Genomic DNA, 14,136 nt, shown 5'->3' on the forward strand with positions numbered 1-14,136 from the left:
GGGGAGCGCTCAGGCGCGGGACAGCGCGGCGGCTCCGGCGATGCGGTACGCGGCGGGCAGGGGCAGGCCGGTGAAGCGGGAGAGCCAGTGGGTGTCGCGGCCCTGCTGGGCGAGGATGTAGGCGAGGTGCACCCGCGGGTCGTACGCGGCGTGCGCGGCGTAGGGCCGGGAGCAGGTGCTGGGGTCGTCCAGCCGGTAGGTCCGCTCGGGTCCGTCGCCCAGCGCCAGGTTCACGTGCGGGCAGGCGTATTCGGAGCGGCGATCGCGGCTGGTGGGGCGCAGGCACGAAACCGTCGGATTGGTGATCGTCATCTCGGCCATCAGGGGCCTCCCGTTCCCCCAACAGGGGAGGTTTCGGGCATGGGGTGGCGATTCACCCCCGCGAGCACACGGAGCAACGCCCCGGAACGGCTTCAGGTCGTACGAATGCCGGGGCAGTGACATGTGTGCGCGAAGAGGTGGTTACCGCATGCCGGGGCAGAACGAGGACAGGCGGAGGTGGGGCCTACTGTGGCCCGGACTGCTGGAACCGCAATCCATGTCTCTCGCCTCCTCCCGGCCGGAGCGCACGCGGACGCCGTGACGGACGTGGCAAGGAGTGGACCGGCCGTACGGTCGGCTCACCCCAACTCGTCAGAGCTTTGGCACTGCACGGCGTGATCCCTCCACGAGGGAAGCCACTTGGGGTCACCCCTTAGGCCGGGGAGACCTGTCCTGACCCTGGGCGTCTCTCGACGTCGTGGGGTCAGTGGCCTGTGTCCGTACAGACGCCTCACCGAACGAGGTGCCTTCTTCAAACCTCCATGAGTGTGCCCTCTACTTGCGTATCGACGCAAGTAGAGGACCCGATCTTGACGCCACCACTACTCGGCGCGGCGACGCTGCCGCCCGACCGCCGCCCGACCGCACAGCGCCCCGCAGAGTCGACTCCTACGGAAACGCGTTTATAGGAACCCCACAAACCGAGCCCGTCGGGCCTGACCGTCGTGCCAGGACCGCGGCCCCCGGTGATCGGTGAGGATGTGCGAGTGGCCGAACTCCTGAACCCGGCGGACCCCGCCTTCGCGCGCGACCCCCACCCGTACTACGCGCGGCTGCGCACCCGCGGGCCCGCGACGCGGGTGGAGCTCGCCAACGGCACGCACGCCTGGCTCGTCACCGGCTACCGGCACGCACGGGCGGTCCTCGCCGACCCGCGCTTCTCCAACGTCCCGCCGCAGCGCGCCGGGCGGCCCAAGCCCGACTCGCCGGCCGAACGTGCCCGGGCCTGCCTCGCCCGCCACATGCTCAACTCCGATGCCCCGGACCACACCCGGCTGCGCCGTCTGACCACGGCCGCACTGTCCCCCCGCCGCGTGGACGCGCTGCGTCCGCGCATCGAGCGCCTGGCGGCCGGGCTGACGGCCGACCTGGCCGCCCGGCTGGACCGCGAGGGCACCGCCGACCTCGTCGACGCCTTCGCCTTCCCGTTGCCCGTGCTGGTGATCGGCGAGGTGCTGGGCGTGCCGGAGGCGGACCGGACCGACCTGCGCGAGTGGACCTATCGGGTCGGCTCGCCCGCCGACGCGCTCGCGCCCGGTGCGGTGGACGAGGCGTGGTCCGCCCTTCACGCCTACTTCACCGCACTCATCACGGAGAAGCGGCGCGCCCCCGGCGACGATCTCTTCAGCGCCCTGGTGCACGACACCGACGAGGGCGGGCTCGACGACGCCGAACTGCTCGCGATGGCCTTCCTGCTGCTGTTCGCCGGTTACGAGACCACCATGAACCTCCTCGCCTCCGCCTCGCTCCTGCTGCTCACCCACCCCGGCGAACGCGCCGCGGCCCTGCGTGGCGGCCCCGGCCGCTGGGCAGCCGTCGTCGAGGAGACGCTCCGGCACGCCAGCCCGCTGGAGGGCACCACGTGGCGGCGTACGAACGAACCGGTGGACCTCGGCGGGGGAACGGTCCTGCCGTCCGACGCCTCCGTCCTCGTCGTCCTCGCGGCCGCCAACCGCGACCCCGAGCACTTCCCCGACCCCGATACCTTCAGGCCCGCCCGTCACCTCACCGACGGCAGGCGCCCGGCCCCGCACGCCGCGTTCGGCCACGGCCCGCACTTCTGCCCCGGCGCCCGTCTGGCCCGCCTGGAGGCGACGATCGCCCTGCCCCTGCTCTTCGGGGCGTTCCCGCGCCTGTCGCTCGCGGCGGACCCGGACGAACTGCCCTACCGTCCGGGCCTGTTGGTGCGTGGCCCGCGCGAGGTGCCTGTCAGGGCGTGAGGCCCGGCCCGGGAGCCAAGGTCGATTGTCAGTGGTGGGTGAGAAGGTGAGGGAACCGAGCAGGAAAGAGGGGGAGCTGTCATGTCCGGAAGCCAGAACTACATCAATCACGTCGCCCTTGTGCTGGATGCCAGTTCGTCCATGTCCCACCTGAGCCGGAAGGTCGTGGAGGTCGCCGACCAGCAGATCGCCTACCTGGCCCGCCGGTCGCAGGAGCTGGACCAGGAAACCCGCGTCACGGTGTACGTCTTCGCGGACAAGGTGGAGTGCGTCATCTACGACAAGGACGTGCTGCGGATGCCGTCCCTGCAACAGCTGTACCGGGTCGGTGGGATGACGGCGCTGCTGGCGGCCACGCTGAAGTCGCAGCGGGAGCTGGCGCAGACAGCTCAGCTGTACGGCGACCACAGCTTCCTGACCTTCGTACTCACCGATGGGCAGGAGAACGCGAGTCACCACTGCCCGGACGCGCCTGCCAAAAATCCGCGTGAGCTGATACAGGCCGTGGCCGGGCTGATCCAGACGCAGGAGGACAACTGGACGCTGGCCGTCCTGGTCCCGGACCAGATGGGCAAGCGCGAGGCCATGCAGTGCGGCTTCCCGAAGGACAACATCGCCATCTGGGACGCCACGAGCACACAGGGCCTGGAGGAGGCCGGGCAGGTCATCCAGCAGGCCACCGAGAAATTCATGGTGGGCCGCACCCAGGGCATCCGGGGATCGCGAGCGGTGTTCTCCACGGGCGCCCAGGCGGTCAACAAGGACACCATCGAGGCAGCCGGTCTCACCCCGGTGGACCCGTCGGAGTACCAGCTGATTCCGGTGACCCGTGAAGCGGCGATCCGGGACTGGGTCACCGAATGCGGGCACACGTACCGTACCGGTGGTGCGTTCTACCAGCTGAGCAAGTCGGAGAAGATCCAGGCGCGGAAGCAGATCGCGGTGCTGGAGAAGAAGACGGACCGGGTGTACACGGGGCCGGAGGCCCGGGCGCTGCTCGGCCTGCCGGACACGGAAATCCGCGTCAAGCCGGACCACAACGACGACTTCACCATCTTCGTGCAGAGCACCAGCGTCAACCGGAAGCTGGTACCGCACACGCGGCTGCTGCTGATGATCTGACGCCTTGCAAGCCCCCGCCGGTCCGGCCGACGGGGGCTTCCTCCCTACATGTGGCTACGAAGGCCGGCCGCCGTAGGGCACGGTGATGATTTCCATGGCGTGGCCTGCCGGGTCCATGAAGTACACGCCGCGGCCGCCATCGTTGTGGTTGATCATGCCAGGCTGCTGCCGGTGCGGGTCGGCATAGTGCTCGACACCGCGCCGAGTGATCCGCGCGTACGCCGCGTCGAACTCCTCCTCGGAGATCAGGAAGGCGTAGTGCTGCGGGGTGACCCTTTCCTCGGGAATCGTGGCGAAGTCCAGCGTGACGCCGTTGCTCAGCTCGACCGCGATGAACGGGCCCCACTCGTCGGTGATCTCAAGACCCAGCACGTCCGTGAAGAATTCGGCGGACTCCCGGTTGTCCCGGGCATGGACGATCGTGTGGTTCAACTCGACTGACAAGGAATGCCTCCAGGGGCATCTCCCGACACCTCCATGCCTCACCCGGACGGTGACCGGCACGCGATGCTTCAGCGGATCTTACCCGGTGCCCCGGCGATGAGCCGGCGACAGCCGACGAACAGCCGAAGACCCCCGTCCTGCTGGGCGGCCCGCTCCGGTTAAGGATTCAGGATTCAGGAGGCGTCGGCGACCAGGGCGCGCTCCCAGTGCTGGGTGTCGGCGTACTCGCGCATGTTGACGATCTTTCCGCCGCGCACGGTGAAGACGCCGATGTTCTTCTCGTGGTACGGCCTGCCGGTCCTGCCCGTCGCCCAGGAGTCCCACTCGACGAGCACCTGCTCCCCCTCGCCGAAGACGTTGGTGACCCGCACGCCGATCTCCCGGTCCGGGTCCAGGTGGGCGAAAGCGGTCGCCAGGAAACCGTCGATCACCTGCTCCCGGCCCTGCCACGTGCCGGAGATCGGCAGGTCGCCGCCGTACCAGCAGCTGCCGTCCTCGGCCCAGGAGTCCCGGATCACCTCCTGGTCACCGGCCGCCAGCGCCTCGAAGTACCGCCGCACCACGTCCTTCGGCCCGATGCTCGTCATGAGGTGGTTCCGCCCTTCCGTTGGATACCGAATCCGGGCGGCTCCTCCGCCCACCACGTAGTCAAGCCGCGGGCACGGCACCGATCAAGGAACAATCCGCGCCCGCAGCCATCACGAATCGTGATCGATGCGCCGGCCCGCGGCGCGCGGCCGTTTCCCGTGACAGGGTGCCTGGCGGCGTGGTGCCGATCCGGAACCCGAGAGCGTGGTTATGTGCCCAGCCAGGACGATGGCGCGTCAAGACGCGCCGCGGGGGCGTCCAGAACGGGACTGCCTGCCAAAAGAGCCTGATACAACCGCTGCATACGGGGTGCGGGCTCGATTCCCAGCCTGTCACCCAATACGCGGTGCAACCGTCGAAAAACCTCCAGCGCCCATGCCCGCTTCCCCGACCGGTACAGCGCCAGCATGAATTGCGCGTGCAGATTTTCATGAGTCGGATGCAAGGAGGTCAACTCGCCCAGTTCGTCCAGCAGGTCCACGTGCCTGCCCAGCCTGAGGTCGGCCTCGATGCGTTGCTCCAGCACACCGTTCCTCGTCTCCTCCAGCTCGACCACATGTGCCGAACTCACGGGCCCGGTGCGCACATCGGCCAGGGCGGGGCCTCGCCACAGTCCGAGTGCCTCCGCGAACCGGGCGGACGCCCAGGCGTCCTCGCCCAGCACCACGGCCTGTCGACCACGCCGGAGCAGATCGTCGAAGACGACCCGGTCGCACCGGCCGGGGTCCACCAGGAGCTGGTACCCCTGGTTCCTGGTGACCAGCGTACGGCTGCGGTCGGTCTTCGACGCCTCCCGGAGGATGTGCCGAATGTGCAGGACATACGTTTGCACCGTGGATATCGCGCTCTTGGGCGGCTGCGCGCCCCATAACTCCGTGACGCACTCCTGGGCCGGGACCATCCGGTTCGCGTTCAGGATGAACAAGGCGAGGAGCTGGCGAGGCTTGGGAGCGCTCGGCACCATGGTCACCCCGTCCGCGGCCATCACCAATGGGCCCAGTACACCCACATCCATTGTTCCCCCGTTTCTCCGACAACGGCCAAATCAATGGCACATGCACCCGATGGTACTTAAAGTCCCGCAGCCCCGGCTAGAGTTGCGCCGCACGAGTCAAAGATCTGCACATTTCGATCTCCTGTAAAGGCCTGCCGGAAAAGCGGAATACCCGGCCGGATTCCGGCCGGGCACACCATGTGGATACGGAAGCGGAATTCCCTCAGTGGCTTGTCGGTGAGCCGGGTTCCCGGGTGGCCACCAGCAGGCTCGTCTCCAGAGGGAGGGGGTGGACGGCGGTCAGCCGCAGCCCGGCCCGGGTCAGCACGGACCGGTAGCCGTCGAGTGTCCGCTGACCGCCACCGGCCATGGTCAGCAGGTGCAGATCCCACAGCAGTGGCAGCACCGGCGGCGGGAGTGCGGCACCGAACGCCTCGTCTCCGGGGACGACGCGTTCGAGGACGAGCAGCCGGGACGCTTCCGGCATGGCTTCGGCGCAGCGGGTGAGCAGCGTGACGCAGGCACCGTCGTCCCAGTCCTGGAGAACCCGTGAGAGGAGATAGACATCGGCACCCGGCGGCACGGCCTCGAACGCGTCCCCCGTCACCACGTCGTACCGCTCGGCCGTGAAGTTCGCGCCGAGATGTGCTCGCGCGGTCGGCGCGACGTGCGGAAGGTCGAACAGCACTCCTCTCGTTTCGGAGTGGGCGCGCAGGACGGCGGACAGCAGCGCGCCGTTCCCGCCGGCGACGTCGACGACGGTCCGGCACCGGGAGAAGTCGAAGACCCTGGGGACGGCGGCGAAGAACGGGTTCCCCGCGTTCATCGCCCGCTGGAACTTCGCGCTCGCCGCCTCGTCCGCCGCGAGGTGAGCGCCGAGCGGCCTGCCGAAGGCCTCCTCGAAGCCGGAGGTTCCCGTCACGACCGCGTGAACGAACGATCCCCAGGCGTGGTGGAACTCCTCTCCGTAGATGCGCACCATGTCGCTCAACGCCCCGGGCGCTCCGGTGCGCAGTGCCTGGCTCACCGCGGTCGGACGGTAGGTTCCGGGGCGTCCGGTGAAGACTCCCATCGCGATCAGCAGCCGCATCAGGCGGGTGATGCCGTCCTGTGTGGCGCCTGTCCGTTCCGCCAGTGCGGACGGGGTGGTGTGCCCGGCGGCGACATGGTCCGCGAGCCGGAGCACCACGGCCGCGTGCAGTGCCTGAGCGCGCCAGGTGCCCGTGATGATGTCCACGACGGCCCGCGCGGCGTGGTCGTCCTCGGTCCCGTCGTAACGGTCCTCACCGGTCATGGAGGTGTCCTTCCGAAGGGGAGACGGGCCGACGCGGGCCGAGGGCGAAGGCGAGGCCGGGCCGTGCCTGTTCGCCGAGCAGGGAGCGGTGCCGTTCGCGCAGCACCCGCTTGAGGACCTTTCCGGTGACGCCCACCGGCAGTTCGTCGCGGTCGGCCGCCACCAGCAAGGCGTGCAGTGGCGCGAGACCGGCCGCGCCGAGTTCCTTGTTGCACCGCGCCAGCAGCTCCTCGGCCGATGCCGGTGCGCTGTCCTGGAACAGCAGGACGGCGACCGGGCGGGACGCCGTAGGGTGCGCCGGGTCGTCGACGGCGACCACCGCGGCGTCCAGCGCGTCGCTGGCGTTGAGGACGACCTCTTCGAGCGGCAGGCTGTACACGGGGCCGTCGGCGGTGGCGATGACGTCCGGTGTGCGGTCGAGGTGGTAGAAGTTGCCGTCCTCGTCACGCCGGACCACGTCCCCGGTGAGGAAGTAGTCGCCCCTGTGCGCCTTCGCGGTGAGTTCGGGATCGTCCCAGTATCCCGGCGTCACACTGGGAGTCCGCACGCCGAGCAGGCCCGCTTCGCCCGCGGCCAGCCGGTTTCCGTCGGCGTCGAGCACGACGGCTTCCCGCACGACCGGGACCGGTTTGCCGATCATCCGGCCGTAGTGCGACGTCCGCGCGGTGTGGGTGTTCTTGAACAGCACCATGCCCATCTCCGACGAGCCGAGCCCGTCGACGTAGACGGACCCCGGAAGCCACTGCCCTCGCTCCTGCCTGCGGCCCAGGCGGACCAGCGGGCGGATGTGCCGCTCGTGCGAGGCGTCACCCATGCCCATCCACGTGTGCACCTCCTGCCGGGCCTCGGCGGAGAGCCTGTCGACCGGCAGTTCCGCCAGGCTCAGCGGGAAGCCGATGACGACGGTCGGGCGGAAGCCGTTCATCGCGGAAGCGACACCGGCCCCCGACCTGTCGTCGGTCAGGAGCGTGGGCAGCCCGAGCATCACGGCGAGACCGAGGTAGCTCAGCCCGGCGGAGTGACTGTGCGGAAGGGCCGTGAGCAGCCGGTCGCTCCGCCGCGACGGGAAGTTCCACAGCCGTTCCCGCTTGCCCACGAAGAAGCCCTGGTGGGTGAAGAGGGTCGGCTTGGGCGTGCCGGTGGTTCCGGAGGAGTGCGATATGAGGATCAGGTCGTCCGGACCGTGCCGGTGCGGGCTTCGGGGCACGGTGGCCGTCGACGGCGGGGCCTGGACGTCGATCTCGTCGAGCGTGGCCACCAGGGTCATCTCCGAGCCGACGGCGATGAGTTCCGCGTCGCCGACGAGAACTCGCGTCCCCGTACGCCGGAAGTACGCGGCAGCCGTCCCGGGAGCCATGTTCGGGTTGACCGGCACGGTCACCGCGCCGATCGCGGTGACCGCGATGTGGTGCAGGAACCCGCGCAACCCGTCGGCGGTGAGGACACCCACCCGGGAGGACACCCCCACACCGTGGGCGCTGTACCAGTCCGCGTACGCCACGACGCGCGCACGCAGCACGCCCAGGGAATGCCCCCGCAGTTCACCGTCCGGTCCCGGCCGACGGTGGAAGAGGAGCGGGGTGTCCAGATCGTCGACGGTCCGGCACACGCGCCAGAAGTAGTTTCCTGCGCCCAGCGCGGAGTCGGCCGACAGACGCAACCGCTGTGCGACGGAACGGTGCGTATCGAACAGGAACATAGGAGACCTCACACTCTGCCCGTGCCGACGATCCGTGGTCACGGTCGGCGGGGGCCCGGAACCCGCTGTCCTGCCAGTCTCGGGCCGGTCCCTATAAGCCGCGTCAAAGCGTCCGTGGTGAATCCGCGTGAATCCGCGGTGAATCCCGGTGAATCCCGGTGAATCCGCAGTGAAGGGGACCGCCGGGCGGGGCGCTCCGGGCGGGCTCGTTCCATCCTTGAGCACCCCTTGCTTGAATGCGAACGGTTTGCATGCGAACGGCCGCAGCCGGACCGACTGGAGGTACCCGTGAGCACGGACGATCCCTCGGCCACACCGGTCGCCGTCGTCGGAGGGGGCCCGGTAGGGCTGCTGCTGGCGCTCTTCCTCGACCGCCACGGTGTGCGGTCCGTGGTGTTCGACGCGGAGGAGTCGGTGCCGGAGCAGCCTCGCGGCAGCACCCACAACGCCCGCACGATGGAGCACTACCGCACCCTCGGCCTCGCTTCGCGGGTACGCGAACTGGGGCTCCCTCGGGACCACGCGACCGGTATCTCGTTCTTCACCCGTTACAGCGGCCACGGCCTGGCGCACCTGCCCTGGCCGAGCCCGGGCGAGACCTTGCGGCGGGTGGCGGGCGCCGACCGTACGGACCAGACGCCGGAGCCGATGCACCGGGCGAACCAGATGTACGTCGAGCGGCTGTTGCTGGACCACGCCCGCACCCGTCCGAATATCACCCTGTGCTACGGGTGGCGCGTCACCGGGCTGGACGAGCGCGCGGGGCACGTGGACGTGACCGCGACAGGGGCAGGCACAGGGGCTGGCGCACGCGCCGGGGCACCGCGGACCTGGCGTGCCGCGTACGCCGTCGGGTGCGACGGCGGGCACAGCTTCGTCCGCCGGTCACTGGGTATCCGCTACAGCGGCGAGAGCTCCGTGCAACAGGACGTCCTGGGGCGCCGCGCAATCGCGGCGCACCTGCGCGTCCCCGGGCTGCACTCCGGCCTTCTCGGGCAGCGCAGGGCGTGGAGCTACTGGGCGGTCAATCCCGAGCTGGCGCTCAACCTCATCACGCTCAACGGCGCCGACGAGTTCTTCCTCCTGACCAGTTCCGTGGACCCGGACCGCGCGGACGAAGCGGAACTGGCACGGCTGGTCCGACGGGCCGCGGGCACCGCCCTGCGCGTCGACGTCCTCGGGCACCGGCCCTGGACACCCGGCGCGGCCCTCGTCGCCGACCGGTTCGGATCGCGGCGCACGCTGCTCGCCGGTGACGCCGCCCATCTTTTCTCCCCCAACGGCGGGTTCGGCATGAACACCGGTGTCGACGACGTCGCCAACCTGTCGTGGAAGCTGGCCGCGGCCGTCCAGGGCTGGGCCGGGCCGCGGCTGCTGGATTCCTACGAGGCCGAGCGCAGGCCGATAGCCGTCCGCAACACCACGGCCGCGCGTCGGCTGAACATCGGGCTCGGCGCGATCGACCGGCCCCCGGCGCTGGAGGAGGACTCTCCGGACGGCGTCGCGGCACGCGGGAAGACAGGTGCGGAACTCGCCGCCTACGGCCTGCTGACGCTGGAGACGCTCGGTGTGCAACTGGGGGCACGGTACGACGGTTCGCCGATCGTGGCCCCGAGCCCCGGGGACACCGCGCCGCCCGACGCGTTCACTTCCTATACGCCATCGAGCGTGCCCGGGGGTCGCGCACCTCACGTATGGCTGGACTGCTTCCACGGGCCGCACAGCTCCTTGTTCGACCGGTTCGGGGCGGGATTCACCGTGCTGCGGCTGGGCCGCGACGCCCCGGAGGGCGGCGGGCTGCGGGCCGCCGCCGAGAAGCGCGGAGTGCCGCTGACGGTGCTGAGCCTCGACGAACCGGCCGTTCGTGACCTGTACGAACGGGACCTGGTGCTGATCCGGCCCGATCACCATGTGGCGTGGCGGGGCAACCGGGCACCGGACGACGCCGACGCGCTGCTGGCGCGGGTGACGGGCCACTAGACCCGCGCCCCGGTGCTCGCGCGTCCGCCGGGAGCCGCGCGCCGTACGGATCCCGAAGCGGTCGCGCGCACGGATGAACCCTGCCATCGGCTCCGACGTCCACTCGTACACACGTGAACCGGGCCGTCGCACAGGACAGTTGAGAAGAGCGCGGTACCTCGGCAGCGGACAAGAACATCACCACGGGGGTCAGATGGAATTCAGCGTGCTCGGACCGTTGGGTGTCCTCGACAGCGGCACCGACCGGACGCCCACCGCGCCCAAACAGCGCCAGTTGCTGGCGCTTCTCCTGCTCCACGCCAACCGCACGGTCTCGATGCCCCGGCTCGTCGAGGAGCTGTGGGAATACTGCCCGCCGCCCAGCGCCGTCGCCGCGGTGCACACCTACATCATGCAGTTGCGCCGCACGCTGCACGGCGGGTCCACCGGGGGCGGGACCTCGCCGGGGCGGCTGGTGACCTGTGGCCAGGGCTACCGGCTCCAGGTGGGGCCGGAGGAACTGGACCTCACCGTGTTCCGGTCCCTGGCCCGTTCCGGCCGTCTCGCCCGGGAGCACGAGGATGCCGAGAGCGCCGCGCGCCACCTGCGCGCGGCACTGGATGTATGGCGGGCGCAGGCCCTGCCGGACGTGACGGCCGGGCCGCTGCTGCGCGTGGCCGTCACGGGCATCGAACGGGAGCGGCTCGACGCCGTCGTGCGGCGCGTCCACGCCGAGCTGAGTCTTGGGCACCACCACGCTCTGATCGGCGAGCTGAGCGCTCTGGTGCACCGCCATCCGGCCAACGCGGACCTGACCGGCCAGCTGATGCTGGCGCTGTACCGGTCGGGCCGGCAGGCCGACGCGCTGGCCGCTTTCCACCGCCAGCGCGCGGTGCTGCGCGAAGACCTCGGGGCGGAGCCGCCGGGGCCGGTGTGCAGGCTCTACCAGGACATCCTGACGGCCCACCCCCGGCTGGAGCTGCCCGCACCGGCGCGGGCCGGCCTGTCGCTGGACCTGTTCGCGGCGATGGCCTGCTGACCCGCACCGCACGTGCCCCCTGGAACGCATGGCGGCCCGTCAGGCGCCCGCCATGTGCTCCAGCAGCCGGGTCCGGCTGCGCAGGATCTTCCCGTTGGAGGTACGCGGCAGTTCGCGCACGACGTGATAGCGGTCCGGTACCGCCGCGTCGTCGAGGAACCGGCGGCACCACGCGCGGAGTTCGGCCTGCTCCAGCGCCGCCGCGCTCGCGACATGGGCCTCGACGGGCCCGGTCCCGAGCACCACCGCCTCGGTGACCTGGGCGTGCGACCGCAGGACGGACTCGATCGCCAGAAGATCCAGCTCCGCGGGGCCACTGCTGCGGCCCTCCGCCCGGCCCTCCGCCCGGCCCCGCAGCCGCAGCGCACCCGTGGCGGGGTCGAAGGTGGTCAGGTCGTGGGTGGAGATCCAGCCGCCGGGCGGGGGCTCGTCCTCGTAGGGGTACGGCCACTGGGGGAGGTACACCTCCAGCACGCCGCCCACCGCCCTGGTGGCCACGCCGGGCACCGGGGTGCCGAGCGACAACGGGCCGTGCGCACCGGTGAGGTCGGTGGCGATGACCCCTGCCTCCGTCGTGCCGTAGACCTGCCCGATCCGCACCCCGTACCGCCGCAGGAACGCCTCCGCCACCTCGCGCGGCAGCGCTTCGCCGCCGGACAGCGCCAGCCGCAGCCCCGGCAGCGTCACCCGGGTATCCGCGCGGGTGTCCGCGGCGGTGAGCGCCGCGAAGTGCCCCGGATTGCCGATCACCACGTGGGCGCCACGCGCGGCACCGGCGTACGCGCGCGGCGTCCGGGCCGCGGGCAGGACCGCCGTGGCCCCCACGTCCAGGGTGTGCAGCAGCCCGCCGATCAGCCCGAAGGAGTGCGTGACGGACTCCAGCACCGCGACCCGTTCCCCGGCCGCGGGCCCGCCGTCCAGCCCGCGCAGCCGCCCGAGCTCGGCGAGGAGGGACCGCGCGGTGCGGCCGACCGGCTTGGACCGCCCCATCGTCCCGGACGAGAACTGCACCAGAGCGTGGCCCGAACGGGCCCGCCGCCCGCGCGGCAGCCGCCGCACGAGCACCTCGCACTCCGCCACGAACACATCGGTCATGCCGCGGGACTCGCCAAAGGTCACCAGGAACCTCGGCGCGCAGAGCTCCAGCAGCGCGGCGCGTTCCCCCGGCCCGGCACCGGGCTCGAACAACAGCACCTGAGCGTCCAGGGACCACAGCGCGAAGAGTGCCCACACCTGTGTGAAGCTGACGGTGCCGTGCAGGGCGACGGTGTCGCCCGCGCGGATGCCGTAGCTGCCGAACACCTCGGCCAGCCAGGCCACCTGGGCCCGCAGCTCGCCGACCGTGCTCTCGTGGCCCGCGGCCCGCAGCCACACCGCGCGGGCGTCACCACGGTCGAGCAACGGCGTGCCCCACCAGGACTGTGCGGTCATTTCCCCCTCCGGCGCGCCCTCGCGGCCGCCGGGCCCGCCCGTACGCCGGACAGGCGGGCCCGGCACCGGTTCACTTCTCCACGCAGAACTCGCCCACCGGCCAGCCGACATGGCGCTTGTCGGTGGCGACATGGCCGAGGAGCTGGTCGCCCGGCTTGAGCTCGGTCACGTTCAGCACGCTCCCGCCGGGCCCGAGGACGCGGACGTGCCAGTCGTCCTGGACGATCAGGTTGACCCGCACGCCGTCCGTCGACGTGGCCGAGATGCCCAGCAGCGGGCGGGACTCCAGCTTGATCCGGCCGACCACGACGCGCCGGGTCCGCCCGTCCGCCCCGACGGCGAGCACCGGAGCACCGGAGGTGAGCTCGCTGAGGTAGTTGGTGCGGTTGTCCTGCCCGAGCACATAAGAGTGCAGCGCTCCGGCGTTGATACGGAAGGGGCGGGTGGGCATGTACGGCAGCGGATGGGTCTCGCTGCAGCACAGGACGAACCCGTGCGCGTACGAGCCGACGAGCATCCCCTCGTCCTCCTCGAAGTGGCTGCACGTGTCGATGCACACCCGGTCGCCGAGCCCCAGATGCTCGATCCCGTCCACGGTCAGCGTGTCCAGGGACAGGTCCGGGGTCCTCGTCCGCAACATCTCCACGAGCGCGAAGACCTCGTCGGCGTCCCGCGGCGCCAGCAGCACCCCTTCCGAGCCCTTCTCCAGTACGTCCACGATGACCTGCGCCTCTTCGAGGCTGTCGGCCTTGCAGATCAGCTGGCCGGGCGAGGTGTCCGCGGCGGCGATGACGATCTCCAACGGGATCTTCGTCGGATCGCGGAACTGCACGACGGTGTGGGGCAGTGCCCTGGCCGCGTCGCAGGCGAGGGTCAGCGTCGGGTCGTCCAGCACGTTCACGAGAGCCGCGACCCCGGCCCCGCCCGTGCCTCCGCCTTCGCCCTCGCCTTTGCCTTTGCCTTTGCCTTTGCGGTGACGGGCCCGCAACGACCCGAGCTGATCGGTGTCGGCCACCTCGTACAGCACGGTCAGGTCGCCGTCGGCTCCGGCGTCGGCGGGCGGCCGGTCGGGCCCCGTGTCGGCGACGAGGACCCGTTTGACCGTCGCGGGCAGCTTCGCGAGCGTCGCGGTGCCGCTGTCGAGGATCGCGTCGACGCGCGCGTGGATCGCGGCGTCGACCACGGCCTCACGCCGGTCCAGGGGTACGGAACGGATGTCGATCCAGGCGAATTTCACCTTGTCTCCTTCGAGGATGCCCTGTCCTTTAGGGCGGGGAGGAATCGAAGCATCCGCGTAGCGGGGCC

At 70.8% G+C, this 14,136-nt stretch carries 12 protein-coding genes and 1 riboswitch; of the genes, 4 read left to right on the forward strand and 8 right to left on the reverse strand.

Annotation, left to right across the window (positions count from 1 at the left end; translation table 11 throughout):
- Nucleotides 1-9: 9 nt before the first annotated feature.
- Nucleotides 10-321 (reverse strand): hypothetical protein, encoded by a 312-nt coding sequence (locus K6I34_RS17075; protein WP_229327063.1) that lies wholly within the window; start codon nt 319-321, stop codon nt 10-12.
- Between the two features lie 296 nt (nt 322-617).
- Nucleotides 618-791: riboswitch (M-box (ykoK) riboswitch) on the reverse strand.
- Between the two features lie 237 nt (nt 792-1,028).
- On the opposite strand from K6I34_RS17075, the gene K6I34_RS17080 reads away from it, so the two are divergent.
- Together K6I34_RS17080 and K6I34_RS17085 are read left to right on the forward strand one after the other, a co-directional pair.
- Nucleotides 1,029-2,261 carry a cytochrome P450 gene (locus K6I34_RS17080; protein ID WP_229327066.1) on the forward strand — a complete coding sequence of 411 codons (1,233 nt, stop codon included), beginning with the start codon at nt 1,029-1,031 and terminating at the stop codon, nt 2,259-2,261.
- Between the two features lie 81 nt (nt 2,262-2,342).
- Nucleotides 2,343-3,383: a vWA domain-containing protein gene (locus K6I34_RS17085; protein ID WP_229327068.1), complete on the forward strand. Its 1,041-nt coding sequence runs from the start codon at nt 2,343-2,345 to the stop codon at nt 3,381-3,383.
- Nucleotides 3,384-3,437: 54 nt separating this feature from the next.
- On the opposite strand, the gene K6I34_RS17090 is transcribed toward K6I34_RS17085, so the two are convergent.
- The 5 genes from K6I34_RS17090 to K6I34_RS17110 form a co-directional block, all read right to left on the reverse strand.
- A complete protein-coding gene (locus tag K6I34_RS17090; protein ID WP_229327070.1) occupies nt 3,438-3,827 on the reverse strand; it encodes a VOC family protein in 390 nt (129 codons plus the stop codon).
- Between the two features lie 173 nt (nt 3,828-4,000).
- Nucleotides 4,001-4,414, reverse strand: coding sequence for a nuclear transport factor 2 family protein (locus tag K6I34_RS17095; RefSeq protein WP_229327072.1), 414 nt, complete (start codon nt 4,412-4,414; stop codon nt 4,001-4,003).
- A gap of 209 nt (nt 4,415-4,623) precedes the next feature.
- A complete protein-coding gene (locus tag K6I34_RS17100; RefSeq protein WP_229327074.1) occupies nt 4,624-5,430 on the reverse strand; it encodes an AfsR/SARP family transcriptional regulator in 807 nt (268 codons plus the stop codon).
- 202 nt (nt 5,431-5,632) lie between these two features.
- Entirely contained in the window at nt 5,633-6,703 is a 1,071-nt protein-coding gene (locus K6I34_RS17105; RefSeq protein ID WP_229327077.1) for an acetylserotonin O-methyltransferase, read from the reverse strand.
- Nucleotides 6,693-8,402 carry a class I adenylate-forming enzyme family protein gene (locus tag K6I34_RS17110; protein WP_229327079.1) on the reverse strand — a complete coding sequence of 570 codons (1,710 nt, stop codon included), beginning with the start codon at nt 8,400-8,402 and terminating at the stop codon, nt 6,693-6,695. Before K6I34_RS17110 ends, K6I34_RS17105 begins: the two co-directional genes overlap by 11 nt.
- Nucleotides 8,403-8,690: 288 nt before the next feature.
- On the opposite strand from K6I34_RS17110, the gene K6I34_RS17115 reads away from it, so the two are divergent.
- Together K6I34_RS17115 and K6I34_RS17120 are read left to right on the forward strand one after the other, a co-directional pair.
- Nucleotides 8,691-10,382, forward strand: a complete 1,692-nt coding sequence (locus K6I34_RS17115; protein ID WP_229327081.1) for an FAD-dependent monooxygenase — start codon at nt 8,691-8,693, stop codon at nt 10,380-10,382.
- Nucleotides 10,383-10,587: 205 nt separating this feature from the next.
- Nucleotides 10,588-11,400, forward strand: coding sequence for an AfsR/SARP family transcriptional regulator (locus K6I34_RS17120; RefSeq protein WP_229327083.1), 813 nt, complete (start codon nt 10,588-10,590; stop codon nt 11,398-11,400).
- A 39-nt stretch (nt 11,401-11,439) separates the two neighbouring features.
- Here the strand turns inward: K6I34_RS17120 and K6I34_RS17125 are convergent, their stop codons facing one another.
- Both K6I34_RS17125 and K6I34_RS17130 read right to left on the reverse strand, forming a co-directional pair.
- Nucleotides 11,440-12,831 carry a class I adenylate-forming enzyme family protein gene (locus tag K6I34_RS17125; protein WP_229327086.1) on the reverse strand — a complete coding sequence of 464 codons (1,392 nt, stop codon included), beginning with the start codon at nt 12,829-12,831 and terminating at the stop codon, nt 11,440-11,442.
- A 70-nt stretch (nt 12,832-12,901) separates the two neighbouring features.
- Entirely contained in the window at nt 12,902-14,068 is a 1,167-nt protein-coding gene (locus K6I34_RS17130; RefSeq protein WP_229327088.1) for a 3-dehydroquinate synthase II, read from the reverse strand.
- Nucleotides 14,069-14,136: the final 68 nt, after the last annotated feature.

Origin of the sequence: Streptomyces sp. UNOC14_S4 (assembly GCF_020740835.1) — a bacterium.
Lineage (GTDB): Bacteria > Actinomycetota > Actinomycetes > Streptomycetales > Streptomycetaceae > Streptomyces.

Coding starts and splice junctions, on each gene's coding strand:
- K6I34_RS17095 (WP_229327072.1), bottom strand. CDS start 4,414: ATGACGAGCATCGGGCCGAAGGACGTGGTGCGGCGGTACTTCGAGGCG.
- K6I34_RS17100 (WP_229327074.1), bottom strand. CDS start 5,430: ATGGATGTGGGTGTACTGGGCCCATTGGTGATGGCCGCGGACGGGGTG.
- K6I34_RS17085 (WP_229327068.1), top strand. CDS start 2,343: ATGTCCGGAAGCCAGAACTACATCAATCACGTCGCCCTTGTGCTGGAT.
- K6I34_RS17125 (WP_229327086.1), bottom strand. CDS start 12,831: ATGACCGCACAGTCCTGGTGGGGCACGCCGTTGCTCGACCGTGGTGAC.
- K6I34_RS17075 (WP_229327063.1), bottom strand. CDS start 321: ATGGCCGAGATGACGATCACCAATCCGACGGTTTCGTGCCTGCGCCCC.
- K6I34_RS17105 (WP_229327077.1), bottom strand. CDS start 6,703: ATGACCGGTGAGGACCGTTACGACGGGACCGAGGACGACCACGCCGCG.
- K6I34_RS17110 (WP_229327079.1), bottom strand. CDS start 8,402: ATGTTCCTGTTCGATACGCACCGTTCCGTCGCACAGCGGTTGCGTCTG.